This is a genomic window from Microcoleus sp. PH2017_12_PCY_D_A, from assembly GCF_020738565.1.
Taxonomy (GTDB): Bacteria; Cyanobacteriota; Cyanobacteriia; order Cyanobacteriales; family Microcoleaceae; genus Microcoleus.
Map to the genome: position 1 here is coordinate 46214 of NZ_JAEQCI010000025.1, position 26833 is coordinate 73046.

At 43.8% G+C, this 26833-nt stretch carries 17 protein-coding genes, 2 tRNA genes and 1 pseudogene; 15 read left to right on the forward strand and 5 right to left on the reverse strand.

From position 1 onward, the window contains the following. The first annotated feature begins 183 nt into the window (after window positions 1-183). The 5 genes from JGK39_RS06910 (at window position 184) to JGK39_RS06930 (ending at window position 7939) form a co-directional block, all read left to right on the forward strand. Window positions 184-1284 (forward strand): saccharopine dehydrogenase NADP-binding domain-containing protein, encoded by a 1101-nt coding sequence (locus tag JGK39_RS06910; RefSeq protein ID WP_293296059.1) that lies wholly within the window; start codon window positions 184-186, stop codon window positions 1282-1284. A gap of 236 nt (window positions 1285-1520) precedes the next feature. Then, entirely contained in the window at window positions 1521-2024 is a 504-nt protein-coding gene (locus JGK39_RS06915; RefSeq protein ID WP_293255495.1) for a hypothetical protein, read from the forward strand. Between the two features lie 497 nt (window positions 2025-2521). Beyond that, window positions 2522-3043 (forward strand): hypothetical protein, encoded by a 522-nt coding sequence (locus tag JGK39_RS06920; protein WP_293255492.1) that lies wholly within the window; start codon window positions 2522-2524, stop codon window positions 3041-3043. A gap of 835 nt (window positions 3044-3878) precedes the next feature. Beyond that, on the forward strand, window positions 3879-5204 hold the full coding sequence (locus tag JGK39_RS06925; RefSeq protein WP_366049188.1) for a hypothetical protein: 1326 nt from the start codon (window positions 3879-3881) through the stop codon (window positions 5202-5204). 467 nt (window positions 5205-5671) lie between these two features. Further along, window positions 5672-7939, forward strand: coding sequence for a PAS domain S-box protein (locus JGK39_RS06930; protein WP_293298029.1), 2268 nt, complete (start codon window positions 5672-5674; stop codon window positions 7937-7939). A gap of 402 nt (window positions 7940-8341) precedes the next feature. Here the strand turns inward: JGK39_RS06930 and JGK39_RS06935 are convergent, their stop codons facing one another. Then, window positions 8342-8662 carry a hypothetical protein gene (locus JGK39_RS06935; protein ID WP_293255484.1) on the reverse strand — a complete coding sequence of 107 codons (321 nt, stop codon included), beginning with the start codon at window positions 8660-8662 and terminating at the stop codon, window positions 8342-8344. A gap of 112 nt (window positions 8663-8774) precedes the next feature. Between JGK39_RS06935 and JGK39_RS06940 the strand changes: the two genes are divergently transcribed. The 6 genes from JGK39_RS06940 (at window position 8775) to JGK39_RS06965 (ending at window position 18391) form a co-directional block, all read left to right on the forward strand. Beyond that, a complete protein-coding gene (locus JGK39_RS06940) occupies window positions 8775-9668 on the forward strand; it encodes an ion channel (protein WP_293255481.1) in 894 nt (297 codons plus the stop codon). Between the two features lie 281 nt (window positions 9669-9949). Further along, on the forward strand, window positions 9950-10285 hold the full coding sequence (locus tag JGK39_RS06945) for a DUF433 domain-containing protein (RefSeq protein WP_293255573.1): 336 nt from the start codon (window positions 9950-9952) through the stop codon (window positions 10283-10285). 52 nt (window positions 10286-10337) lie between these two features. After that, window positions 10338-11513, forward strand: coding sequence for an exonuclease SbcCD subunit D (locus JGK39_RS06950; protein WP_293255478.1), 1176 nt, complete (start codon window positions 10338-10340; stop codon window positions 11511-11513). A gap of 164 nt (window positions 11514-11677) precedes the next feature. Further along, complete coding sequence (locus JGK39_RS06955) at window positions 11678-14719, forward strand: SMC family ATPase (RefSeq protein ID WP_293298032.1); 3042 nt, start codon at window positions 11678-11680, stop codon at window positions 14717-14719. A 594-nt stretch (window positions 14720-15313) separates the two neighbouring features. Next, the gene (locus JGK39_RS06960) at window positions 15314-16486 is read left to right on the forward strand and encodes a pyridoxal phosphate-dependent aminotransferase (protein ID WP_293255472.1); all 1173 of its coding nucleotides are present in this window, start codon (window positions 15314-15316) and stop codon (window positions 16484-16486) included. A gap of 18 nt (window positions 16487-16504) precedes the next feature. Next, window positions 16505-18391: an aminopeptidase P family protein gene (locus JGK39_RS06965; protein WP_293255469.1), complete on the forward strand. Its 1887-nt coding sequence runs from the start codon at window positions 16505-16507 to the stop codon at window positions 18389-18391. Between the two features lie 69 nt (window positions 18392-18460). Here the strand turns inward: JGK39_RS06965 and JGK39_RS06970 are convergent. Continuing rightward, window positions 18461-18539, reverse strand: a tRNA-Thr gene (locus JGK39_RS06970). A gap of 78 nt (window positions 18540-18617) precedes the next feature. Between JGK39_RS06970 and JGK39_RS06975 the strand changes: the two genes are divergently transcribed. The 4 genes from JGK39_RS06975 (at window position 18618) to JGK39_RS06990 (ending at window position 24052) form a co-directional block, all read left to right on the forward strand. Then, complete coding sequence (locus JGK39_RS06975; RefSeq protein WP_293255466.1) at window positions 18618-19808, forward strand: tyrosine-type recombinase/integrase; 1191 nt, start codon at window positions 18618-18620, stop codon at window positions 19806-19808. Between the two features lie 199 nt (window positions 19809-20007). Continuing rightward, window positions 20008-21258, forward strand: a complete 1251-nt coding sequence (locus JGK39_RS06980; RefSeq protein WP_293255463.1) for a virulence-associated E family protein — start codon at window positions 20008-20010, stop codon at window positions 21256-21258. 422 nt (window positions 21259-21680) lie between these two features. Next, on the forward strand, window positions 21681-23117 hold the full coding sequence (locus JGK39_RS06985) for a hypothetical protein (protein ID WP_293298035.1): 1437 nt from the start codon (window positions 21681-21683) through the stop codon (window positions 23115-23117). A gap of 209 nt (window positions 23118-23326) precedes the next feature. Beyond that, complete coding sequence (locus JGK39_RS06990; RefSeq protein ID WP_293298038.1) at window positions 23327-24052, forward strand: hypothetical protein; 726 nt, start codon at window positions 23327-23329, stop codon at window positions 24050-24052. Between the two features lie 624 nt (window positions 24053-24676). Here JGK39_RS06990 and JGK39_RS06995 read toward each other — a convergent pair. From JGK39_RS06995 to JGK39_RS07005, 3 genes and pseudogenes are all read right to left on the reverse strand, one after another. Beyond that, window positions 24677-24749, reverse strand: a tRNA-Thr gene (locus JGK39_RS06995). A gap of 399 nt (window positions 24750-25148) precedes the next feature. After that, entirely contained in the window at window positions 25149-25391 is a 243-nt protein-coding gene (locus JGK39_RS07000) for a hypothetical protein (protein ID WP_293322066.1), read from the reverse strand. A 363-nt stretch (window positions 25392-25754) separates the two neighbouring features. Further along, window positions 25755-26736 (reverse strand): annotated as a pseudogene (locus JGK39_RS07005) (ISAs1 family transposase); the annotation flags it as partial. Between the last annotated feature and the right edge of the window lie 97 nt (window positions 26737-26833).

Genomic DNA, 26833 nt, shown 5'->3' on the forward strand with positions numbered 1-26833 from the left:
GCGCTAACCTTGTTGAACCATCAACATCAGAAATCTCAGGATTTGTTCGACTGGCGGCAGGGGATAATCGCTGAGGTCGAGCGTCACGTTCTCCTAAGATTATCACAAATTCATCCTTTGTGCAGATGGAAATTATGCCTTAAATAATGAGAAACTTATATTAGCGTTACCCATTTTTTAGCGATGACAAACCGAGTTTTGATTGTCGGGGGTCGGGGACGAATTGGCAACAGCGTTGCTCAAGACCTTGTTACCCACACCGACGCCGAAGTTACTATTACCGGACGCGACCCCAATGGCTCTCTTCCACCAGAGTTGCCGCCGGATCGATCGCGCTATTTAGCTTTAGATTTAGCAGACAGTGCTGCTTTGCGCCAAGCAGTTTCATCCTCTAACCTCATCGTTCACTGTGCCGGGCCTTTTCACTACCGAGATGCCGGCGTATTGAAAACTTGCATCGAAGCAGGTGTTAATTATACCGATGTCAGCGACAGCCGCAGTTTTACTCGCCGAGCTTTAGACTGCCGGGAAACTGCTAAAAATGCCGGGGTGACAGCGATTATCAATACGGGCATTTTTCCGGGAATTTCTAACAGCATGGTGCGCCGAGATGTGGAGCAATTAGATAGCGCAGAACACATTCATTTGAGTTATGTTGTCGGCGGTTCTGGCGGTGCTGGCGTTACCGTCATGCGTACTACTTTTTTAGGTTTGCAAACTCCTTTTGATGTTTTGGTTGATGGCAAATTACAGCAAATTAAACCCTACACCGATCGCGAAACGATAGAATTTCCCGCACCCTACGGCAAAACAGGCGTTTACTGGTTCGATATGCCGGAAGCAATTACTTTGCCTGAAACTTTCCCAGTGAAAAGCGTGATTACTAAATTTGGCACTTCTCCCGACCTTTACAATCACCTTACCTGGTTTGTTGCTAAATACTGGCCGGATAGCTGGCTGAAAAATAATTCAGTCATTGAGTTTTTGTCCTATGTCAGCTACGGGATGACGGCTGTTAGCAATAATTTTAGCGGTGTGGGCGTGGCTGTGCGATCGCAAGTGAGCGGCTTCAAAAACGGTCAGCCCGCGAAAGTGCGATCGACAGCGGTACACCCAAATGCTGCCGCTGCTACGGGCATCGGTACTGGCAGCATCGCTCAATTGATGTTGGAAGGAAAACTTACAAAACCGGGGGTTTGGTCGGTTGAACAGGCTCTTTCTACTGAGCTGTTTGAAGGGGCTATGCAGAGTCGAAACCTCAACATTGAGCAGGTTTTCTTGTAGTTCGATCGGGTATTTATGCAAGTTTTGATGTTTGGTGCATGGGCTTTTTTTTGATGAACCGCGAAGACGCGAAGCACGCGAAGGAAGAGGAAAGAAGAGTAAGGGTTTGCCATTGATGGGAGAACCGCTAGATAGAATTTTTTGCGGAAGGGGATCGCCCCTCACACTAGATGAGTTCCGCTGGTTTAACTAATCTATCTTTTGGTAGAAGTAATGGTAACAAGCAGGGGCTTAGTATGTTGCACATCACGATAAATATCCCTGTTCGATCGCTCTTTGGTAGCTGCGACAAAGATGGCGCTTCAACCAAGGTTCTTGACGCGCGATCGCCCGATCGGGATCACAAACACGATAATTTTTGCGACAAAATACGAGGAGACGTTGATATGAAGCGGGTTTTAAAAGCTCTTGGACAAACATTGAGTCAAAGCATTTTGCTGGTATGTACGCTGGCTTTGCTCGTTCTGGCCGGTCTAGCGGTAGCACCCAGTCAGGCTGCTTACGCAGGTCAACACAGCAGTCAGGCGCAGCCGGAGGCTAAAATTACTGACCCCGCAGAAAGTTTCGAGGATCTCAATCCCCAAGCAGCTTACGAAGATATCGTCAATACAGCTCAAAATCCTGCCAAGGTCGAGAAGGTTTACGATGAAAGCTTAAAGGAATACAAGCAAGAGCACCCGCAAGAAAGCATTGTTCAAAAAGCTGAAGAGCTGCTCGAAAAGGTCACGGGCAAGGAATAAATTAACAATTTTTTATTTTACTCAAGTTGCTAAATATGCAGCTTGGGTGACGACAAATAAGAGCAGAGATTGCGACTCATATCATGTCCTCTCTAACAATCCAAACAAAATTGGTTTGTAGTGAGGACTTTAGTCCTGTTATTGATGCGGACTAAAGTCCTCACTACAAACCTTTCTAATAATAACAACAACAAAGTTTGTTGGTAGTGAGGACTTTAGTCAAACGTAATTTATGCGGACTAAAGTCCTCACTACCAACCTTTTTTATTGACTGGCGCGATATCATTTGAATCTACTAATTATGTAGGTGCGCATTGCGCACCTTACGTCGTTTAATTAGGGTTTTTAACGCCTTGGTTTTTGTATCCGAGTTGTTTCTCCCTGCCGATGCTCCGTCTTTGGAGGATAGCAGATTCATCCCTCAGGAAGATGAATAAATAGGGATGAAAAAGATACATTTAAGAAAAGTTGCAGTTAGATAAAAGGTAAAAAATATCATGAGCGATGACATAAAAACGGTGAAGCAACCTGATGCTAACCTCGACCCGCTGTCAGGGGAAACCGGAGCTCATCCTGTGGGAACGGGTATCGGTGCTGCGAGTGCTGGTGCTGCTGGCGCTGCGATCGGCGGTGCGATCGGCGGGCCTGTAGGAGCTGTTGTAGGTGCTGTTGTGGGCGCGTTTAGCGGCGGTTTGGCGGGTAAAGGTGTCGCAGAGTCGATCGACCCCACAGTAGAAGATGCTTACTGGCAAAACAACTATAGCTCCCGTCCTTACGCGGACACCAGCACAACTTACGAGGACTATCAGCCTGCATACCGCACCGGTTATGAGGGGTACAGCCACTATCGCGGTAGTGGTAAGAGCTTCAATGAGATCGAAAACGATTTGCAGCGCGATTACGAAACAAATCGCGGTAAGTCCAACGTGACTTGGGAAAAAGCTAAGCACGCCACGCGCGACGCTTGGGATCGGGTGGAACGCGCTGTTCCTGGCGACATTGACAAAGACGGCCGCTAAAGGCGCCAGCAAGTATTTTTCAGTCTTGGACGCACATAAACTCGATCGTTCGGGAGTTTTTTACCAGCGCTGCATTCAGCAGCGAAGTGTTTTGGTAAAAAAAAACAGGTTTTTGCGTCTTGGACTGTGCTTGATATCTGATATCCTGTGCGATCGATTGACCACAATAAGTAAGGTTAGTAGTGCGGACTTAAGTCCGCTCTCATGCTGCGGACTTAAGTCCGCACTACAAACGAAGTAAGGTTCGTAGTGCGGACTTAAGTCCGCTCTCATGCTGCGGACTTAAGTCCGCACTACGAACTGTTTTTTTATGGTAATCGAGCGGACATGATATCAGACTATTTTCAACGCGAGTTTAGCAAAGTTATTGGGGATTTTCTGCCCTTCTCTACATCGGGGAGGGGTATTTTTAGTATGCGTTGAAATCGCTTTTTTCAGACAGCAAGATTTTTCCACGGTTGGTTGTCCGGCTGGGGGCGCAAAAAAACTTATTAAGAAGGGAGTTTGAGATGGACATTTTTTTTTGACTCTTAGGCTTAAAATTAAACTAAGGAGCGCGAATTAAATAACTTATAATTTTAATTGTTATTGTGGGATGGGCGGGAGAGCCCGTCCAAAAAGGGCGGGCTCTCCCGCCCATCCCACTTTCAAGAGTGTAAGTTATTTAATTCTCATCCCTAATTCAGGAATCGGGCATCGATCGCATATTTCGGTCATTCTTCGCAATCTGCGCCATTCTATCCCAGCCGGAGCGTAAAGCGTCGGTTGCTTCAAGTCCGATAATTGTTAAGAATCTAAATCCTTTCATTCAAAATCGGTATAACTTGTGGATGCAATGTTGGAAAGAGCTTGGACACTCAAGCAAAATTTAATTGACTTTGTGCTGGATGCTGAGGGAGAGTTGGCGGTAGCTTTGGAAGCTTTTGCCGCAATTCGCTCGACGGGCGAGCGCTACGATATTGCTCAACAAAATCAGGTAATTGACAGTTTTACAGTCGAAGGTAAAGTCGGAAACAAAACGCCGATCGACCTTTTTGTCGAAAGTCAGCCGGATTTAACCGAGAGCGAGATCAGTTTGCTAAAAAGTTGGGGCCAAAAAAGCTTCCCCGGTTTGTTTGAAATTACTCAAATTTCGCCTGACAGCTTTGAACTGATGAACTGGCTGACAGCGAAGCACTACTCTGTCAAGCCCAACAGCGCTAATTTTCTGCAAGAAATGTCTCGCTTTAAGTTAGGAGAAATCTTGCGGGCTCGGATTGCGCCTCTCACCGATGAGGCGTGGATACTGTCGGGGCCTCCGATTCCGATGGGGAAATTGGGTAAGCCGAAGTTGGCGGTGGCGATCGGCAATTTCAAGCAAAATTACAAAAATAACCTGTACAGCGACGCCCCAGAACTGTTAGAGCAAGCTTGGAAGTCGGTAGAACAGTATCACGACGATTTTACCGAATTTTTTGGCAGCGAAGAAGTGACGCTATCGGGATATCACCTCAACAAACAGTTGGCCGAATTTCAGGAGGTAATGAGTAAAAAACGCTTAGCTGATATCGGCATCGATCAAAGTAAATCTCTCGCGGATATCGTTGAAGATGCCGGAATCGATCCAGAAGAAATCAAAGCAGTCGCCATCGCAGCAGCAGGCGCCGATACTAAAGCAGTTGAGGTGGCGATCGACAGCAATGCTAGTTCAAAAATGGTAACGCCGAAAGTCGAATTGCCCGATCGCTTCAAAAAAGCCGAAAAGGTGACAGCGCTTTCTCATCCCCGCTGGGGACAAACCTTTTTGTCTAACTACAGCCAGTTTACCGAAATGCTCGCAGCCGAGGACTTTTCAACAATTCCCGGTTACGAGAAAATGGTTCGCAGCTATCTAGAAGATCCGGCAATTAATGCCTGGATTTGGCGGCGGTTAGCTAAAGTTAATCCAGCGAAATTATCACAAATCTTGCAAACAGTATTCCAGCGCACCGACTTTCAGATCGATCGCGATTTAGATGCCCTGCTGCAAGAGTATAAAAAACCCTTAGAACCCGAACTCCCGGAAATTGCTAGCGTTCCCCTGCACCTGCACAACTTATTTCAGGAAGCTTTAGGCGAAGTTCACAAGTCAAAGTCCAAACCGCAGGACAAAAAGAAAAGCTCTAAGGGCTTTAAATCCTGATTGTGCGATCGCGAGGGGGACGAACTCACGGCATTTGATATCAGAGTCGGTTTTAACCGACTTAAGCTCTTTCGGCAGGGGTTTAAACCCCTGCCGGACTCAGGCACAAGCCAAAAGCTCGATCGAGCTTTTAAGCTGTTCTACATTTAAATTGTATGTCAAAAATCACTTCAACACTCTTGTGGGATGGCTTTGAGCAGCGTCCCGAATATACAATTTAAATGTGCAACCTCACAATAGAAAATTCAAAACTCTTTTGAGTAATCTTACTTAGAAAAATATTTGTTTTGTTACTAAAGATTTCTGGCACTCTCTATCAGTGTCGCTCTCCGGGAACTCGCACCGCAAATCTCGCTCTGGCGGTGAGAATTTAAATTCAGGTGTTTTTATACTTGACTCAAATAACTGCTATCCTTGTAGAAAGTAAATAGACAAGCTAACGATCGCAAGTTTGAGCACTTACTACAATGATCCAAAAAGTATTTAAGCATTTGGACGAGTTGCAGGGACATATCGAGCAACTGCTTCCAGAGCAAAAGGCGATTTTAAACACGAATGTCAACCATTTATCCGCATCTTTACATGAATTGGTAGCCGAGTTGCAGCCGCTTTACAATGGCAAAGCATCCCGACCCGGCAAATACAAAATATCAAGTTTTCACCCAGAAATTGCACATCAAGCTGCGATAATCAGACAGCTAGAAACACAGTTAGAGCAAAGTCAGGCACAGTACAAAAAGGTGACTCAGGCACTGACAAAAGGAGAAGCCAGACTGCAAACTATCCTGCGGAACTCTTCCGATTTAATTACAATTATTGAAGCAGACGGGCGGATACGAGAGCAAAGTCCGGTTGCAGTAGAACGGATTTTAGGCTACAAACCAGAACAAATAATCGGTAAATTTCAGAGCGATTTACTGCACCCAGATGATTTACCAGTTTGGGAAGTATATTTTGCTAAATTGCTCAAACAGCCGGGTATTGCACCGCCTCTAGAATATCGCAAACGCCACGCTAGCGGTAACTGGGTGTATTTAGAAGTAATTGCTAACAATTTGCTCCACGATTCCAGCATCAACGGCATCATCATCAATTCCCGCGACATCACTGAGCGGAAGCTCTCTGCAGGAGCTTTAGAAAAATCGCAACAGCAAATCGTTAACATCTTAGAAAATATCACAGATGGCTTTTATACGCTAGACCGTCATTGGCAGTTTACCTACATCAACCCAAAAGCAGAGGAGTGCTTGCACAGAAAACGACAAGAACTTTTAGGAAGAAATATTTGGGAGCAGTTGCCCAATACCGCGAAGACAATTTTTTTCAAAGAATTTCACAAGGCGGTATCTCGTAACGTTGCTGTTAAATTTGAAGGGAATTACGAGCAGCAAAATATCTGGTTTGAAGTCGAGGCTTATCCGTCGGAAGAAGGTTTATCGGTATTCTTTCAAGATATTACAGAGCGCAAAACAGTAGAAAATGCACTGGAAAAAATTTACTCTCAGTTAGAACAGCAAACGAAGCTGCTCGATACTGTACTTTCAACTACGCCCGATCGGCTTTTGATGTTCGATCGCGCAGGGCGACTAACTTATATCAACCGCGCCGGATTAGAGCTTACCAGGCTGTCGGAGGCCTGCATTTTCGGCAAAACTTTAGAAGAGATTGGGTTGTCCCCACAACTGATCGAACTCCACAGGAATTGCTGGGAAAATGTACTAGCAACGGGACAAACTGTAACCGCAGAAACAGAGTTTATGAATCCGCGCACCGGGCGCAAAAATTATTGCAGCTACATCTTTAGCCCGATCGCGAACGCTGAGGGCTGCATCGAGGCAATTCTAGTCACCAATAGAGATATTACCGAACTTAAAGCAGCCGAAGCAGCTTTGCGGGAATCAGAATCGCGCTACCGCATTCTATCGCAAATTACCTCAGATTTTGCCTATTCTTTTAACTTATTGCCCGACCAAACTTGGGCCTGCGAGTGGATGACCGAAGCTTTTACGCGGATTACGGGTTATACTGCATCAGAAATCGCAACTTCCGGCTGGCCAGAATGCAACTGCATTCATCCCGAAGATCGAGAAATGCTGCAAGAGCAAATGCAGTCGCGCGACGGCAGCCGCAAGGAAGTTAGCGAGTATCGCATTGTGACAAAATCCGGGGAAATCCGCTGGCTGTGGGATTGCAGACAAGTTGTGTGGGATGAAGCGGCTAATCGCGCTGTCGGGATTTACGGTGCTTGTGTGGACATCACCGAACACAAGTTTGTACAGGCTAAATTGTGCGAAACTAATCAACTTTTGGAAGAGTTAATAAAAACTTTGCCGCTGGCAGTTGTCGGCATTGATGCCTCTGCTGCTGTGACGCTGTGGAATCCGGCGGCGGAGCGAATTTTTGGCTGGAAAGAGCCTGAGGTTTTGGGGGAGGTTTTGCCGATCGTCCCTAGCGATGAAATTCTCGATTTTAGTGCTATGCTTCAGTCAGAATTGGCAGGGGAAGCGCAAGTTGCCAAGCACTGCAAGCGACGGCGGAAAGACGGTTCGTTAATTGATGTCTCTATCTCGACTGCACCGCTGCGAAGTGCGAGCGGCTCGATCAGCGGCAGCATGAGGATATTTTCTGAGATTTCGGCAGTCACAGGAAAGCCGGAGCAGAAGGGCAATTTAAAGCGCGATCGATCCCAGCCATTTTGGGCGCGTTACGTCCGCATTCCTGGCATCAACAATTAAACAACATCGCAGTAATATAAGTCAAATAGGTTTGTAGTGAGGACTTTAGTCCTTCTTCACTCCAACCGGAAGGACTGAAGTCCTGACTGCAAACCTGACTTTAGTCCTTCTTCACTCAGGTTTGTAGTGAGGACTTTAGTCCTTCTTCACTCCAACCGGAAGGACAGGTTTGTAGTGAGGACTTTAGTCCTTCTTCACTCCAACCGGAAGGACTGAAGTCCTGACTGCAAACCTGACTTTAGTCCTTCTTCACTCCAACCGGAAGGACTGAAGTCCTGCAAACCTGACTTTAGTCCTTCTTCACTCCAACCGGAAGGACTGAAGTTCTGACTGCAAACCTGACTTTAGTCCTTCTTCACTCCAACCGGAAGGACTGAAGTCCTCACTACAAACCTGTTCTTTTCACTCTTCAACTCGTCTGACAGCCATGCGTTGCAGCGGCAGGCTGAGTATGCTAGAAGCAGTCAACAAATAAGAAAGAACAGTCGTCAGCTTCAAGCTGAGCAACAACCAGCTATCATCTGGTAAGTGAAGTTTCAGCCCGAAAACAGAGATGCAGTAGACTATCCAGTAAGTAAAGCTCATCTTGATCGGGATTTCTTCGCTCAAAGTGCGATCGTCCGCCCCGTAATAGTTGCACTTATCGCCCAGCAGCACTAGACCCGCAATAGAAGCCACAAAAGAAACCATAACCAGATAGTCATGCCAGTTAAGCTCTACCATTTTTAAACTCCGCTGTTATCTTAATTTTTAGAATCAGACATCAGTCTAAAGGATAAGTTTTCCCGCTCCAAGCAATAGTTACAATTTGACACAGCCGCAGTTACAAATCGCAATGAAAATTCACCGCAACCGCCCACCACAGGCTCGTTTAGTCAATCGCAAAGGACAATTCACCTTGGGTGTTGTCAAATTGGGAGTACCTCGCCTGCATTTTGCCGATCTATATCACAGGCTGCTAATTCTTTCTTGGCCGCAATTTTTCATGCTGATTTGTCTGTCGTATGTACTCACAAATTCTTTATTTGCCTTAGCTTACTTGGCGGGAGGAGATTGCATTGCTAATGCACGGCCCGGTTCATTCAAAGATGCCTTTTATTTCAGCGTGCAAACAATGGCGACAATCGGCTACGGCGCCATGTATCCGCGCACCGATTACGCTAATACTATAGTCGCGATCCAAGCGCTTTTTGGTTTGTGGGGAGTCGCAATGGTGACGGGACTGGCTTTTTCGAGATTTTCTCGACCAACTGCTAGAGTTATCTTCAGCCGCGTAGCTATAATCACTTTTTTCAACGGCGTTCCGACTCTGATGTACCGCGCAGGAAATCAGCGCTTCAACCAAATTTTAGAAGCGCAGCAGCGAGCTACTTTGATCCGCGACGAAGTAACATCGGAAGGAGAATATATGCGGCGTTTTTACGATTTGCAATTAGTGCGGAGTCAATCTCCTATTTTTGCATTAACTTGGACGGTGATGCACGCAATTGACGAAAACAGTCCTTTGTACCAGCTTACTGCTAAAGATTTGATCGAATGTCAAGCAGAAATTGTGATTACGCTAACGGGAATTGACGACACAGTTTCGCAAACTATTCACGCGCGACATTCTTTTGTAGCGTCAGAAATTGTGTGGAATATGCGGTTTGTGGATATTATTTCGAGAACGCCGGATGGCGGGCGGGTGGTTGATTATACTCGGTTTCACGATGTGAAGCCTGTGGAATGAGACAAAATTTACGCACGAGCGGCCAGAAACCGGGTTTTTGGCGAAAATACTGCACTCCCACCTTGAATTTCAGTAAAAAACCCGGTTTCTTTGGTATTGATGGAGGAGCGGCCAGAAACCGGGTTTTTTGCGAAAATACTGCATTCCCACCTTTAATCTCAGTGAAAAACCCGGTTTCTTTGGTATTGGTGGAGGAGTGCTATGAAAATTTTGATTTAGTCACTGCTAGAATACTTGTATGCCAAAAAAAGCTAATATTTATGAACTCAATAACTGCGAACATGACACTGAAAGAATTACAACCGCAACTCCTGGCGTTAACTCCCGAAGAAAAGACTCAAGCTATACTATTTTTAGCCCAAAGTTTAACCAACTTTTGGTCTGGAATTCAAAAGACTTCAGGCGTCATGGGCGGCGAAGCTTGTATCAGACAAACTCGCATTCCTGTTTGGCTGTTGATAAATTATCGCCGTCAAGGTGCTAGCGATGCTCATATTTTAAAAGGTCATCCCGATCTGAGTGCCGCCGATTTGGTCAATGCTTTTGCTTATGCTGAGGTACACATTGATGCGATCGACAGAGCAATTTTAGAACAAGAAAAAGAAAGCGACACCTAAAGGCTACTTAGAAAACCATAAGTATTAAAATAAACAAAATACTCCTCATACTATGCGAATAATTCATACTGCTGACTGGCATTTGGGACGGCGTTTTCGAGGGATCGATCGCACTTTGGAAATTGCGATCGCCCTGGAACAGATTTTGAAACAAGCCAAAGAGCTCGATGTCGATGCTGTGTTGGTCGCCGGCGACATTTTTGACGTTCCCAACCCTCCAGCGCACGCCGAGCGCATTGCCTATCAATTTTTCTGCGAACTCCAAGCAGCCGAAATTCCCGCAATTGCGATCGCCGGCAATCACGATTCAGCATCCCGCATCGACAGCATCGCCCAACTGCTATCCCTCGCCGGCGTTCGCGCTTTAGGTAAACCCAGGCGATCGGCAGACGGCGGCACAATTACTCTTAATACCAAAAGTGGTAAACTGTGCGTGGGAGCGATGCCTTTTGCTTCCGAACAAAGACTGTTAGATGCCAATTCTCTGTGGCACTCCGGCGATGCCAACCGCCGCCAAGATTACCGCGAAATTGTAGCAGATTTACTGCAAAATTTAACCGCAGATTTTCGAGACAATACTGTGAATATGCTGATGGGACACATGAGCATTGACGGCGCTCGCTTGGCTAAATCCGAAGTCGCTTATTACACGCGAGAAAAATACCTGCTATCATCGCAAACTCTGCCGCCAGAAGCTCAGTATGTCGCCCTCGGACACATCCACATTCACCAGCGGATTGCTAAGAATTCTCCCGCTTATTATTCCGGTTCTTTAATTCAGTTAGATTTCGGAGAAGCTGAACAGGAAAAAGGATTTTGCTCGATCGAAGTTGAGCCTGGAAGTCAGGCAAAGGTAGAATTTAGACCTGTGGCTTGCCACAAACCGTTAAAAGTGCTTCAATGTCATAATGACAATCTCGATGCTACTTTAGAAGCTCATCAGTATCATCCTGGTTTTTTGAAGGTAATTGTCGAATTGGATAGCCCGCAAATCGGATTAGCCGATCGCGTGCGGCAAATCTGTTCTCAAGCGCTGTTAATTGAGCCGCGCTATCGCGATGCACCGCTAGAACCAACAGAGAACACTAATATCGATCCCAACAACTTCGATCCAGCAGCAGAGTTCTGCAACTATTATCAAAACCGCTTGGGAACGACTCCGCAACCCGCTGTATTGGAGGGATTTGAGAATTTGTACAAGAAGTTTAAGGAAACAGTTAATAGTTAGGTAGTCGAGACTCGATCCCCCCTAACCCCCCGTATAGTCGGGGGGGACAAGAACCTTCTCAAAGTCCCCCTTGCTTTCGGGGGATGCGAGGGGGATCGAGACTCGACTACAAGCGTTACCGTTCGCAATGACATAATCATCAAAATCCAAAATCTAAAATCAGTATGCGTCCACTAGAACTTTTGCTCGAAGGATTTACCAGCTTCCGCCGGGAACAGCGTTTAGATTTTTCTCAACTCGATTTGTTTGCAATTACGGGTGCTACTGGTGCGGGAAAATCTTCGCTGCTAGATGCCATGACTTACGCGCTTTTTGGTACGACAACTCGCAGCGGCAAACAAGTAGCTGATTTGGCAAGTCAAGGGAGCGAAAATCTCAAGGTGCAGTTGCGTTTTGCTGTGGGTTTGACACAGTATCGCGTGACGCGGAGGTGGCGTTTTCGTCCGAAATCTCCGGAGAATAAGGTAATTTTGGAAACTTGGCAAAATGGCGATTGGGAAACTTTGGGGACGAGTATTGTTGCTGTTCAAAATACGATTGAACAGATTTTGGGGATGGATTTTGATACTTTTACGAGAGCGATTATTCTGCCTCAAGGCAAGTTTGATGAGTTTATTAAAGGAGATACTTCTAAACGGCGGGAAATTTTGCGACAGCTAGCGGGATTTGAGATTTTTGAGCAGATGCGGAAGGAAGCAAACGATATCGCGAAGTTGCTGAAACAAGAACGAGAAATGGTGGAAAGGCAGTTAGCTGAGTTGAGCGCTCCGGCGGCGAATGAGGTGGAGCTAAAACGATCGCAACTTTGGATTTTAGAGCAGCAACTACCTCAGTTCGAGCGCGCTGTTATGGAAGCTCAGAAGGCTGTGGATGAAGAAGAACAGCTATTTTCCCAAATCACTCGCTGGCAAGAGTTGCAACAAGAATTAGCGCAATTAAATGCTAGTTCCGCCGAGATCGCAATTTTAGCACAGCGTTTGGAAAGAGCGCAAGCTGCCGATCGTTTACAGGGAGATTGGGCTTTAGTGCGATCGGCTCGCAGTCAGTATGAAACTGCCGAAAGTGCCGTTCTCTCAGCGCGGGAGCGGTTAATTAAAGCTCGCTCCGAGCTAGCAGCAGAGCAGCAGAAACTTGATGCGGCTCGCGCCAAATCAGAGGAATTAGCGCCACAAATAAAGGCTCGCGAAGATGCTCTGGCTGCTGCCAAAGTATACGAAGAACAGCGCGCTCAATTAGAAACAGAAGTTGCCTTCGCCCAAAAAAATCAACAGGAAAAACTCCGCTTTTTCCAAGCAGCAGATAAAGAACTGCAAGCTGCTAACACTAAAATTCAGACCGCTGGTTTTCGAGTTACTAGAGCAGTGGCGTTGCTCGAACAGTATGCGCCGGGAGGAAAGCGTTTAGAACAGTTGCAGCAAATTGCCTCTTTATTGATGGAACTTCAGCTTATTGTCAAACAGGGACAAACTCAGCGCGAACAGTTGAATAAATCTGTCGCCGAAAAAGCAAGCGCCGAACAGAATTATTTCGAGGTTGCTACTAAATTAGCCGGGGCAGAAATCCGGCTGAAAGAGTGCGAAGCTGAGCTAGAATCTGCCCAAGCTGCTAATGCGGAAGCGGCGCGTTTAGAGAGTGTTGCTGCTGTCAGAATGTCGCTGAATGCTGGCGATACTTGTCCGGTGTGCGGGGGCGTGCATCCCGAGAGCGATTTGCTCCCTGCTTTGCCGAGTTCTAAGATTGTCGATGTTGCTGGTTTGCGGCGGAAAGTGACGGCTGCAAATCAGGTTTTGCAAGCTGCTCAAATGGCTGCGGCTGATGGTAAAAGTGCAGTTTCAGCTTGCGAGCAAAAACAGTCAGAATTTGCTCGAGCATTGCAATTGACAGCGAATAAAGTTGCTCAGTTGCAGCAGCAAATCACTTTAGTTCTAGAAAATCCTGAGTGGGAAGTCTTGCAGTTGCAGCAGGAGTTGGTTATACTTGCAGAGAGCGATCGCCAATACCGCGAAACCGAGCAGCAATTCCAACTCGCATCCTTTGAATATAATAATTACGAACAAAGATTTAATTTTGCGGTGACGGCTCAAGCAGCTAAACAGCAAGAATATCAAGATGCGATCGCCGAATCAGACCGCAGGCAGCAGCAGTTGCAAAGTTGTGTCAATGCGCTTTATCAAATTACGGAATACCAACCCTATGCTAATTTAGCAAAAGCCTTGGCAGAAGACAAGCAAGAGTTGGCAAATTTGCTGAAAACTGCCGAAAAATCCTATCAAGCTGCTCAAAATACTGCTATTCAAGCAGCCGAGAGAGAGCAACAAGCGGGGGAGGTTTACGCGCAAGCCCAAGCCAGCAAGCAGCAGTTAAACCAAGATTGGTTGGCAAAATTAACAGCGGCTGATTTTACGGAAGAGACATTTTTAGCTGCGGTTGCGCCCGTTAGCGAACAATCGCAGTGGGAAAATGCGATTCGCTCGGTGCGGGAGTCAAAAATTCAGTTGGAGACGCGGGCGAAGGATTTGCAGGAGGCGATCGCAGGCAGAACTACCGATGAGAATAATTTAGCACAAGTGCGATCGGCAAAACACACAGCCCAAGAAAACTTCAAACAAGCCAACAACAACCGCGCCGAACTTTTAGCGTGGATTCAAGTAGCCGCTCAAACTCTCGAACAAGCCGAAAGACTCTCCCAGCAAATCACCAACTTCACAGAACAAGAGCAAACCTATCACACCTTAGCCCAAAATCTCAAATCCAACGAATTTCAATCCTACATCTTAGAACATTTAGAAGCAGAATTAGTCGGTAGCGCCACCTTAATTTTGCAAGAATTAACAGAAAATCGGTACAAGTTAAAAAACCAAGACGGCGAATACTGGGTAACAGATAATTGGAATGGCGGCGAAGCTAGGAGAGTGCGAACACTTTCCGGCGGCGAAACCTTTGCTACTTCCTTGTCAATGGCTTTAGCTTTATCAGAAAAACTGTCTCAAGGCGCTCAATTGGGTAGCTTATTTCTGGATGAAGGATTTGGTACTTTAGATGCAGAAACCCTCGAAAGCGTCACTCAAATTTTAGAATCATTGCGGCAACGAGAAAGGCTGATTGGAGTGATTACCCACGTTCGAGGATTGGGCGAAAGATTGCCCGCCCAAGTTAAGGTGTTTAAGTCGCCCCAAGGCTCTAGAATAGAAATAGAAAGAGTTTAGAAGACAGGGCGGTTGGAAACCGCGTCTACACAAGCAAAACCCGGATGGTGCACGGGTTGAAGATTTGCCCGTTAAAATTATGTTGTTTTCTTCAGTTGTTTTCTTCAGTTAAGCGCGCTATAAATAGCGCATTCTGTGCGCAGTGCGCACCCTACAAACTGTGCACCGCGCACTTGATATGTAGGGTGTGCACCGCGCACCGGTGAACAACAAACTCGATACCTAGGGTGTGCACCGCGCACCGGTGAAGTGTGCGCAGTGCGCACCCTACAAACTGTAGGGTGTGCACCGCGCACCGGTGAACTCGATACGTAGGGTGTGCACCGCGCACCGGTGAAGTGTGCGCAGTGCTACAAACTGTAGGGTGTGCACCGCGCACCAGTGAACAACAAACTACAAACTGTAGGGTGTGCACCGCGCACCGGTGAACAACAAACCCGATACCTAGGGTGTGCACCGCGCACCGGTGAAGTGTGCGCAATGCGCACCCTACAAACTGTAGGGTGTGCACCGCGCACCGGTGAACAACAAACTCGATACGTAGTGCACCGCGCACCGGTGAACTCAGCTCGCCTCAAAAATTCCTTATAATATATGATCGAAAATCACTCAACTCGAATGCAATCAGTACAATCGCCAATCATCCCAGTAGTTGGCGAACTAATCCGGCAAAATCCGGGGACAATCTCCTTAGGACAAGGCGTAGTGTACTACAATCCGCCCCAAGAATCATTTGACAAAATTCCCGACTTCTTCGGAAATCCCGACAATCACAAATACAAAGCCGTCGAAGGAATCCCCGAATTACAAGATGCCATCGCAGCCAAACTCAAAACAGATAACGGCATAGAAATAAACAACAAAAACTGCATTGTCGTTACCGCCGGCAGCAACATGGGATTTACCAACGCCATTCTCGCCATCACCTCGGCGGGAGACGAAGTTATCATCCAATCACCCTATTACTTCAACCACGAAATGGCTGCAATTATGGCAAATTGCCGTCCCGTGATTGTAGAAACCGACGCCAACTATCAACTCAATATTGCTGCGATTAAAAAAGCAATCACCGAGAAAACGCGAGCAATTATCACCATTTCACCCAACAACCCAACAGGCGTAGTTTATTCTGCGGAATCTCTCCTGGAAGTGAACGATATTTGCCGCCAGCACAACATTTATCACATCAGCGACGAAGCCTACGAATATTTTACCTATGACGGCGCGAAACACTGTTCGCCCGCCACTTTTCCCAACAGCAGCGAACATACAATTTCCCTGTTTAGCCTTTCCAAAGCCTACGGTTTTGCGAGTTGGCGCATCGGGTATATGGTAATCCCAGAACATTTGCTGGTTTCGGTGAGGAAAATTCAAGATACTATCTTAATTTGTCCGCCCGTAATTTCCCAGTATGCAGCCCTGGGAGCGTTGCAAGTTGGTAGGGGTTACTGCGATAATTATGTAAGGGCGATCGCATTTGTGCGCCAACTCGTATTAGACGAACTCAATAGCATCCCAAATTTGTGTACAATTTCCCCAGCCGCCGGGGCTTTCTACTTTTTCTTGAAAGTTGACACCGAACTCGATACAATGGAATTAGTAGAGCGATTAATTCGCGAACATCAAGTAGCAGTGCTTCCCGGTACAACCTTCGGCATGGATAGGGGCTGCTATTTGCGCGTTGCTTACGGCGCTCTAAAAACTGCAACAGCCGCCGCCGGAATTAGCAGGCTGGTTAAAGGTTTGAAGACAATTTTAAACAAGTAATAAATAGGAGATTGTCCAATGGTTGCAACTAATTTTAAAGTAAATACAAATATCCAAAATACCTCCGCAGAAAAACTTTCTGAATTGCGCGCTTTGATGGCAAACTATGACTTAGATTGCTATTTCATTCCAGCGGTTGACGAACACTTAAATTTATCACTTCCAGCAGCCAAGCAGCGACGAGCTTGGATTTCAGGTTTTACGGGTTCCGCGGGCGATTTGTTAGTTGGCAAAAATTCGGCTTGGTTGTTTGTGGATTCCCGCTATTACGAACAAGCAGAATTGCAAGTCGATGCTGGATTGATTCAAATATCGAAACTCGGCTTAGAAGGAAATTTAAGCTTAATTGAAACTTTAGAAAAACTGGCGGCAGATTCTGCCCAAAAATCAACTAAAATTAGATTCGGTTTTGATCCGTTTACCGTAGCGACTGAGCAATATCAAAATTGGGTAAAAAGATTTGCTGCTGCGGGGATTGAACTCGTACCGATATCGGAGAATTTAGCAGACAAGGTTCGACAAAAAGTAGAGACTTTACCCGCGATTGACGAATCTCCTATATTTAGCTTACCAGCATCTCTGACCGGAGAAACCTGCGCCGAAAAATTAGTCCGAGTCAGGGAAGCGATGCAGAAAGCCAAAATCGATTTGCTCCCAATTACCAACCTCAATCAAATAGCGTGGCTGTTCAATCTCCGAGGCTCGGATATTCCCCACATTCCCATTTTCATATCCTACGCGATTGTCACCGCAGATGCAGCATTTTTGTTTACCAATCTCGAACGAGTTTCACCGGAAATCGAGCAAGATTTGGCGGCGGCTGTAACTTTGCTTCCCTACGCTCACTATCCGTCAACTTTAGAAGCTTGCTTGAATTTGCCGAAACAAGTTCGGGTACTTTTAGATGCGAAACACAGCACAGCAGGTACGTATCAGTTACTGTTAAACCAGCAAAAAGCTAGTGAAAATAAGATAAAAATAGTTTTCGAGCCGAATCCGGTAGAAGGGATGAAAGCTCGGAAAAATCCTGTGGAAATCGAGCAGATGCAATCTGCTAATTTTAAGGCAAGTCGAGCTAAAACTCTAACTTTAAAGTGGTTGACAGAACAGCTAGAAAATGGTAATGTATTGACTGAGTTTGATGTTAAAGAAAGCATCGAAAGTTTTTATCAGCAAGAAACTGATTTTCATATTTTAACGTTTAGAACGATCGCCGGTGCGGGAGCCAATAGCTCGATCGTACATTACGGCACTCCCAGCCCCGAAATCACGCTAAAACCCGGAGAATTGCTGCTGCTAGACTCAGGCGCACAGTATCTAGCGGGAACAACCGACGACACCAGAACCATGATTGTCGGGGAACCGACAACGCAGCAAATCGAACACTACACAACAGTTTTGATAGCACACATCAACTGTGCGGTGCAGCAATTCCCGAAAGGTACAACCGGATCGCAGTTAGATGCGATCGCCCGTGCGGTATTATGGCAACAACAGCTAGACTACGGACACGGAACAGGCCACGGAGTCGGCGCATTTTTAGCCGGTCACGAAGGCCCCAACGGTATCAGCAAATTTGTGCAATATCCCCTGGAACCGGGAATGGTAACGAGTATCGAACCGGGATATTACGAAGCGGGATGGGGCGGAATTCGCCTCGAAAATCTCTATGTTGTCAGGGAAATGCTGTCTAAAAACGGTAGGGCTTGGTACGGATTTGAACCGCTGACTTATATTCCGTTTGAGCGGAAATTGATAAATGTCGATCGGCTCTCAACAACTCAACTACAATGGTTGAACAACTATCACGCCTCCGTAGTCGAGAAACTCTCACCCGTACTTGATCCAGCAACAATTGAATGGTTGAAAAAAGCCTGCGCCGCATTAAGTAATCTCGGTTCGTAGTGAGGACTTCAGTCCTCTTAAAAACAAGAGGACTAAAGTCCTGACTACGAACACGTGATTATGCTTGTAAAGCTGGTGACAAGACTCGAACTTGCGACAGGCTGATTACAAATCAGCTAGCTTTAACTACTTTTGAGGTAAACCAACGGCTTGAAGCTCTACTAGATACCCTCTGTCAAAGAAACTGGGTATGAGGCGGGTATGAAATTTACCCATACCCAAAATCATGTTTATCACCCCTGATGACAACAAAGATGGTGTAGTAGCTAAGTACGGTAAGGTTTCGGTAGAGCGATTCCAAGGTAGCTATCGTATTCGCTGGCGGTTCAATGGTCAGGGTTACGCGATAACAGTGGGTAAAGCTGATACTGATACTACTCTCAAGGTAGCCAGTGCTAAGGCTCAAGAAATCAATAGCGATATCCTAATGGAACGCTTCGATGAGAGTCTAGCGAAATATTCCCCTAAACACGCACAAGCACTAGCACCTGTACAACGGGTAACTAAGCTTAATCTAGCAGATGTTTGGGAACACTACAAGCAAGCCCATGTACAGCGAGTAGCTAAAACAACTCAAAAAAAAGACTGGAAAGAAGTAGAGAGGTGCTTAGCTAAAGTTTCCAGTGAAGCTCTTGACCTTGACAATCCTCACTTACTATTGCAGGAATTATTGGAGCATTACAGTTCCAGCACCCTAAAAAAAGCGATTGCTAACATCAATGCTGCCTCCAACTGGTCTGTTGAAACTAAGTTAATCAGTGATAATCCCTATCACAATCTCAAAAAGCAACTGCCTAAAGGACAAAAAAGCAAACGTTCTAAAGAATGCTTTGAGCCTGAAGAAGTTAAAAGCATTATTCAGTCATTCTCAAGTAATGAATTCTGTTCACCTGCTAGTGCTTACTCTCATTCCTACTACTCTGGTTATGTAGAGTTTCTAGCTTTAACAGGTTTCCGACCAGAGGAAGCAATAGCTCTCAATTGGAATGATATCAAAGAAAGAAATGGGAGGACTGTGATAGTGGTTAGCAAAGCCTACTCAAAGGGAGAGTTAAAGGATACTAAAACCTACAATACTCGAATTTTCCCTTGCAATGACCAACTTCTTAGCCTCTTAAGACGCATTCCTAAACGTCAAAATGAAAATAATCTAGTCTTTCCTAGTGTAGAGGGAGGATATCTGAATCAATATAATTTTCTCAATCGGCAATGGCGTCCTGTAGTAATCAAACTGTACCAGTCTGGAAAAATTAGCCAATACCTACCCTGTTATAATCTTCGGCACTCATTGATTACTCGCTTAATTCGGGATGGTTATGATCCATCTACAGTAGCAGCACTGGTAGGCAATAGTCCTCAAGTTATTCTAGACCATTACCTAGCAGCTAAGAAGGATTTAACCTTACCTGAGTTGTAAGTCTCGTAAATAAACAAGAAAATCAAGAGGATAGAGGCGAAAAACTTCTATCCTTTTCATTGATGTGCGTTGGTACGGTTTACCGAACATGAGATACGGTAATCTGGAAATTGCTTAATCTGTCGATTCAATTAACGACTCTCTATAATGAGTAATAGGTAAACACTGAACCTTGACAATTTAGGAGTCTCTTATTTTCTTGTCTTACAAGCAAGAACTTAGAGATTCTACGTTTCTAGCGATTTTGCTATGGCAATCTCCGTTAGAACATTTTAGTGGTGTTTATATGATTATTTATCTATTTTTTTTTTTAAGAATGACGAACTACAAAGAAACAGACAGAATTATTGCTAATAACTTTGCTGAGCAGTTAAGCCTTAACAAAGTCACCAAGGATATTTACTTGGATGGAGAAGTATTTGACTTACCTAAGTTTAGGTATCAGGTTTCTCTCAAGCATAATACTGTCCTAGAGAATGATAAGTACATCCATGAACTAGCATACCTCTACGCTAGTAAAAATGTATTCTCTCCTTTAGATGATTACTTAAATGTATGCGAGTCTAAGTTCCCAGATATAGACTATAAAGATGTTTTTAGAGAGCTTAATGAGAAAGTCCTACATATTGATCCTCATTCCTTAGAAGGATTATTTTTACCTAAGACTTTAGTAGGTGCAGTAGCGAGAGTGTTAAAGCCTGGTACTAAATTTGATACTGTACTTTTACTTAAAGGTTCTCAAGGCTTTTATAAGACTTCTTTCTTCAGGGAATTAGCGGGAGAAGATTTATTTACCTCTATGTCTTTGCAAGCTTATAATAAAGATGAGCTAATGATTTGTCATAGTAAGTGGATTATTGAGCTAGGAGAGTGTGAAGAGACTCTGACTGCGAGTAAGATGGGTAAGTTAAAAGCTTTTATTACTCAGCAAAGCGACACTCTTCGTAAACCCTATGATAGCAGACCGATTACACTCCATCGACAGTTTATTATAGTAGGTACAACGAATAAAGATAAGTTTTTAGTTGATGCTACAGGTAATAGAAGATTTTGGTGCGTAGATGTAAACGAGAAAATTGATATTGAATGGGTAAAAGAAAATAGAGATTTGATTTGGGCTAGTGCTGTTAAAGCCTACAAAGATAATTATCCTATCTACTTAAATGAAACTGAGCAAGAAATGCTTAATGCTGTAAATGAAAAATATCAAGCAAATGATATGTGGCAAGATATAGTAGCTGATTGGGTAGAGAAACGACAAGAGCCTTTTGTTTTGGGCGATGTCTTAACTGAGGCTATAGGAAAAGAACGTAAGTCTTGGAATAGAAAAGATGAAGAAAGGATTATTGATATTCTGAGAGGTTTAGACTTAGAAAAACCCACTACAGCTAGTAGAGTCAACGGTAAGTCCGGTAAATACTGGCAAGTACCTGTGGCTGTAACTAGGTAACTGAGTAATTACGGTTGAGTTACGAGCTGAATCCTTTATATATCAAGGGGTTCAGCTATTTTGTAACTGTGTAACCGTGTAACTGTAAAATTTTAACTAATCCTTTAGAGCGATCGGTCAATCTAGTTAATTGATAGACCCGGAGAAAATAAATATCCAATGGTGTTAAAGTTAGTTGAGTTACAGTTACATAGTTACATAGTTACACTTCTCAGGATAAAATCACCTAATTGTCTGAAACATTAAAATTCTATAGCAATAGTTTTAGCTATTTATCAGTAGGTGATTTAAGTCACAGTATATGCAGAGGACTACTGTTAAATTCATAGGTAATGCTGGGATAACTTTTAAATAATTACTAAAATTATTATAAGGTTCTATTTACTTAATGATAATTATTAAAAACAAGGGGGTTAAGTTTTATGGAATCGGCTATATCTATGTTCTTAGCTGAAACAATCACCCCTGATGATGAGAGATTAAACTATTTATCGGATGAAGAGTTAAGTATACTTTGTCCTCATCCTGAATGTAGGGAACGTGTTTTTTTTAAGCCATGTATAGAGGGAAAAATAGTTCCTCACTTTTCTCACTTCAAAGATACAGGCAAGAACTGTAAGTTGGAAAGAAAGGGCAATACCCATCCCAGTGAATCCAGTAATGATTCACAAAGTAGAGAACAAAGCTTAGAAAAATTTCAGACCAAATTTAAAGACATCCTTGACCAAGCTATAATTAATAATCCTAATCAAACAATCTCAGATAGTAATGCGCTTAAAGATTGTAGGCTTCAAGGTTTAAGCTTAGTGGATAGATATAAAATTGATATTCAGTCATGGTTAAGTTGGTTCAAAGAGGAAAGAAAACTTATTGAAGAGATTGCCTTATCTTTCATTAAAAACCATAATGAATTATCAAAAATACAGGGTCGAGTTTTAACATATATAGTTGATTACTTATGCGTTCCTGCTAGTGAATACATTTTAGAGGATATCCTTTACTATGTGTTTTATTTGTTAAATAAAAACGTCTCTGTTAATAACGATTCTCAGGAAGTTTGCTCTAAAGTTATTGAGTTAATACTTTATGTTTCTCAAAGTTTAACATTTGATGAGTTCCCAAGTGAACCCATAGGAAAACATGAGATTTTAAATTTTGCTAAAACCCTAGGCGACATAGGTACTAAGCTAGAAAAGGAACATCAACGTATAATAAATCAACCTAAGACGGGTGCTGCCTGGGGTGGTTTGTTCCTTTCTCAGGGATTATATTTTTCGTCATCTCCCTCATTTTGGAAAGAAATCGAGTTTGAGTACATCCCTGGCAAGCGTAGAAAGAGTAAAAAAGGAAAAATAAATTATTTGAAAATTAAGGGAAAATCTCCCCAAAATTTGAGTATAATCTGGCAAACAGATGTTAGAGGACAACATTTAATCTTTAAGCAAAATAGCGTGATATTTGCAACTTTTTCTCAAATGAATGATGGATTAATTCAGTGGAAACCTTTATCGGGTTTTAATAAGTTGTCTAGACAGATTGCAATTCCCACCTGGTATGAGTACGACCCTATACTGAGTACGTCTCTAGAGCAATTTTTTTTACAATGGCTAGTGAGTCAAGGATTTGCCCAAGAGCTAAGTCTTTACTGCCGTAAAAGACTCTATCATTCTGCATTAGTAAAGCTACTGCTACTGTATATGTCTTATACAGCAGAACGGACAGAAATATCTACAGAAACCGAATTACTAGGAAGTAATATGCAAGTATTCCTAGACAAGGTAGCAGAAACCTATAAGAACCTAATATCCGGTCTGGTACAGGATACCCCCCATATGAAGCGAATCTACGAAGTAGACTAAACATTTGCTTTATAAGTAGTCAAACCAACTGCTTCACCTTCTACTCCAACAGTCGATGTAATGACAGAAAACTAAAGAGAAACAGTTAGAGTATGTATGGTAACTACTCTAGCTCTTTCTACTCAACTGTTAACGTGAGTAATACTCATACCTTAACTAACAGTCACTTAGTAGAAAAATGCAAACACTCACAAAAAAAGGAAAAAATCATGGCTCTCAAATTCCGTCAAAACCTATCTTTCGTCTCAGAGTCAGTTGAGACAACTCAGTTAGAGCTTATCCCCGCGACTTGTACTACAAAGATAAAGACAGATAAGCATGGGAAAGCTCAGCTAGTCAAGACCTACAAAACCGCCAAAAATGCAAAAGTAGAGGTGATAAGTGTTACTCTACTCGCAAGTGAACGCGGGCAGCAGTTAGTTTTTCGCTACACTAACGGACTAGAATTGACTCAATATGTAGCATTTTTCACACTTTTAATAGATGGAAAAATAATCTGGGACACTAAACCGTTATTTACTCAGGCTAAGGCTCTAACCTATAAGCCCGTAAACTCAAATTTTTCACCAATAGAGGGGGATGATTTAGAGGAAATCTTTTCTAAATGGTTAACCTCAGAAGCATTTTCACAACACGTTACAATACTATCCGATACAGGGATATATACCCCGGCGCTAGTCAAGTTGTTGTTTTTATTTATCGCCTATCAGGAAGGGCGATATTATAAGTGTGTAGAGTTGGGCGGATATTCCAAAACAATGGAGATTGATCTAGACCGTGTGGTGGTTATCTTTAAGGAATACATTTCAGGTCTTTCTGAGGACTTCTCGGTACACTTAAAGAAACACTACAACGTTAGCCAGTTTACACTATCCGCAGCAGCAACACCACCGATTGAATCTATACAGGTAACTCCTTCTACTCCTGATGTGTAAGTAGTCGAGCCAAAGCCACGATCTACTAATGAACCCTTACCCTACTACAGAGTCAACCCGTTTTAAATCCTATCTAGCTTAGCTTTACTTCGCACTTTTTATACACTACTAAGATAGGACATTATATGTAATAAGATAGGACATTATATGTAATAAGTGATATAGGAAAGTATATAAGAAATATGAGAATCTATAGGAACAGAGTAGAGATGATAGCTAAATGGTTGAGGTTAGAGTAACCTGCTTTCCCTATGTGCTTCTATTACATAATTTATTTCAATGCAAACTCAATGTTCTATAACTAAAACAAATCATATTATATGCCTCTAGATTGAGCTACATGGAGCGATAAGGCACGTATCGGTATGAATCTACATTTATTGTGTAGAGGAGCCTTAAAACTCGATTTAAGAGGGATAGAGTGAGATGTGACAGCTTACCGTCTAGGCAAGTAGAATTATTAGGCAGTAATTATCTTTCTATCTAAATAATTTTGATTTACTTATAAAGCCTAGCTTTAAGAGCTTAGTGGGTATGAAACAGGTATTGTAGTTCTAGACCCACTTCATACCTAGAAATGAGCAGAAGGCTAGAAGTCTTATCTAACCTTGGTTTGAGCTATAAAGCTGGTGACAAGACTCGAACTTGCGACAGGCTGATTACAAATCAGCTACTCTACCAACTGAGTTACACCAGCAGCGAAATTAAATATAGCAAACTTATCGCCATTAGCGCAACCCCCTCAGCCAACTTTTTTTTCTAATTAGCTCAAAACCCCTCCCGGTAAGGGCAAAACCGAAATTATCGTCTTTCGATCGCACCCCGAGATCAGAAACCGGGTTTCTGCCGATATTTCTGGTTCCTGTTCCCCAATTTTCCGAGAAACCCGGTTTCTCGCCCCCCTAAGCGCACCCCGAGATCAGAAACCGGGTTTCTGCCGATATTTCTGGTTCCTGTTCCCCAATTTTCCGAGAAACCCGGTTTCTCGCCCCTAAATCTAAAATCCTATCTAGTCGCGTGGTGGGGGCGGGTTTATATAGATTGTTAGTGGGAATTATAGATTGTTGGTGAACCCGCCCCTTGTATCTTAAAAGAGTCAGTCAATCGATCGCCACGTCATTAATTCGATCGAACCGACAATCGGGCGATCGAACCGACAATCGGGCGATCGAACCGACAATCGGGCGATCGAACCGACAATCGGGCGATCGAACCGACAATCGGGGCGATCGAACCGACAATCGGGCGATCGAATCTCTAAGCAAAGTGAATCTAAAGAAACAAGGAAAGTTTTGTAGAAAAGGTTCTGTAACAGGCGAAAGTGCTGGCTATAGGACATCAGTAATCGGTGAAGTTGGTCCGCCCCTTAGACTAGATCAGTCTGTTGCGTAGATAAGCTCCCATTACTGATAACAGGCACACCTAAAGCTGGACAGTATCTTAGGCTCTCGATCTCTCGATCGAGAAAGCCTGCATTCACAAGGCTAGTATTCTATTGCCTGTCATGTTCTTTAATAGAAGGAGTACATCGGGAGCAAATAATGGCACTAACAGTCTTAGGTATAGACATCAGTAAAAAAGACTTTTATGTCTCATTACTGACCGAAAGTCGTGGGACCAAACCCAAAAAGTTTACCAACAATACTCAAGGTTTGGAGAGTTTACAAAACTGGCTGAAACAACCAGGGTAAGAGCATCTTCATTAAGCTTGACATAAAGGTTCAGAAGAACCTAAGATAGGATCGGCGAAACAAGAACTCAAAAGAAGAAGCATATAATCATTATTCATAGCTGCCCGTTTCATTTTTTGTCTGAGACTACGTTGACAAGTTTGTTCACGATTGATAGCATTAAGCGCGATGCGTCGTATCACAGCAAGATTCCGAGGACTGTGACCGGAACGAATTCTACAAGCGTCCTCACCAAAAGTACAATCAAGTGTCCAATGAGCCTGATTTTCATTCTTTCCAATGTTTGCGGATTGCCTGACCTAAAAGTTCAGCATCATGTTCTAAAGAAGTCAGATAAAAATGAACCTCACTTGTGGTTTTATTCCAAAGATGACGGACACGGGTGACCATGACAACACTTTTGAGTCCTGCCCAAATTCGGGGTTGATAAAGTTCACCAATTGCGGCAATTGGTACAGCCCAAACTTGGCGCTTTTCTATCCGATGATGTGCTGAATTAATCTTTTTGTCCTAGCTAAAATCAACAGATTTAAAATCCTGTATAGCCGATTCTTCAAACCATTTTGTAACTTGAGAGTATAAAGTCGGATGGTTAGCTTTAAGAGCCAGTACATAATCCGCCTTTTTCTCAATAATCTTTTGAGCAATTTCAGTTTGTGTCCCCATCGCATCAATAGTGATAACAGAACCTGTGATATCTAGCAACTCTAATAATGCAGGAATGGCAGTAATTTCATTGGATTTATCTTCGACCTTCATCTGGGCAAGAACTAGGCGTTGCTCGCTAGCCCATGCACTAACAACATGGAGTGCCCCTTGACCTCGCTGGCGGTCATAAGAACCTCTAATTGTCTTACCATCTATGGGAATAACTTCGCCCCCCATTGAATTAACTAAAGTTTCTACCCAACCAAAAAAACATCGATTCAATGCCTCGGGATCGATGAACTGAAATACCCTAGGAAATGTATCATCAGAAGGGATGCCGTTCGGGTAGTGCCCTGAAGGAAAGGATCGAGAGAATAAAACTCACGTCAAAGAAAAGTAGGCATTTAGAGTTGTAAATTAGCATTGTAATGATGCACAAACC

Coding starts and splice junctions, on each gene's coding strand:
- JGK39_RS06945 (WP_293255573.1), top strand. CDS start 9,950: ATGACACTGAAAGAATTACAACCGCAACTCCTGGCGTTAACTCCCGAA.
- JGK39_RS06950 (WP_293255478.1), top strand. CDS start 10,338: ATGCGAATAATTCATACTGCTGACTGGCATTTGGGACGGCGTTTTCGA.
- JGK39_RS06965 (WP_293255469.1), top strand. CDS start 16,505: ATGGTTGCAACTAATTTTAAAGTAAATACAAATATCCAAAATACCTCC.
- JGK39_RS06955 (WP_293298032.1), top strand. CDS start 11,678: ATGCGTCCACTAGAACTTTTGCTCGAAGGATTTACCAGCTTCCGCCGG.
- JGK39_RS06960 (WP_293255472.1), top strand. CDS start 15,314: ATGATCGAAAATCACTCAACTCGAATGCAATCAGTACAATCGCCAATC.
- JGK39_RS06910 (WP_293296059.1), top strand. CDS start 184: ATGACAAACCGAGTTTTGATTGTCGGGGGTCGGGGACGAATTGGCAAC.
- JGK39_RS06990 (WP_293298038.1), top strand. CDS start 23,327: ATGGCTCTCAAATTCCGTCAAAACCTATCTTTCGTCTCAGAGTCAGTT.
- JGK39_RS06915 (WP_293255495.1), top strand. CDS start 1,521: ATGTTGCACATCACGATAAATATCCCTGTTCGATCGCTCTTTGGTAGC.
- JGK39_RS06930 (WP_293298029.1), top strand. CDS start 5,672: ATGATCCAAAAAGTATTTAAGCATTTGGACGAGTTGCAGGGACATATC.
- JGK39_RS07000 (WP_293322066.1), bottom strand. CDS start 25,391: ATGTCCTATAGCCAGCACTTTCGCCTGTTACAGAACCTTTTCTACAAA.
- JGK39_RS06920 (WP_293255492.1), top strand. CDS start 2,522: ATGAGCGATGACATAAAAACGGTGAAGCAACCTGATGCTAACCTCGAC.
- JGK39_RS06935 (WP_293255484.1), bottom strand. CDS start 8,662: ATGGTAGAGCTTAACTGGCATGACTATCTGGTTATGGTTTCTTTTGTG.
- JGK39_RS06940 (WP_293255481.1), top strand. CDS start 8,775: ATGAAAATTCACCGCAACCGCCCACCACAGGCTCGTTTAGTCAATCGC.
- JGK39_RS06975 (WP_293255466.1), top strand. CDS start 18,618: ATGTTTATCACCCCTGATGACAACAAAGATGGTGTAGTAGCTAAGTAC.
- JGK39_RS06925 (WP_366049188.1), top strand. CDS start 3,879: ATGTTGGAAAGAGCTTGGACACTCAAGCAAAATTTAATTGACTTTGTG.
- JGK39_RS06985 (WP_293298035.1), top strand. CDS start 21,681: ATGGAATCGGCTATATCTATGTTCTTAGCTGAAACAATCACCCCTGAT.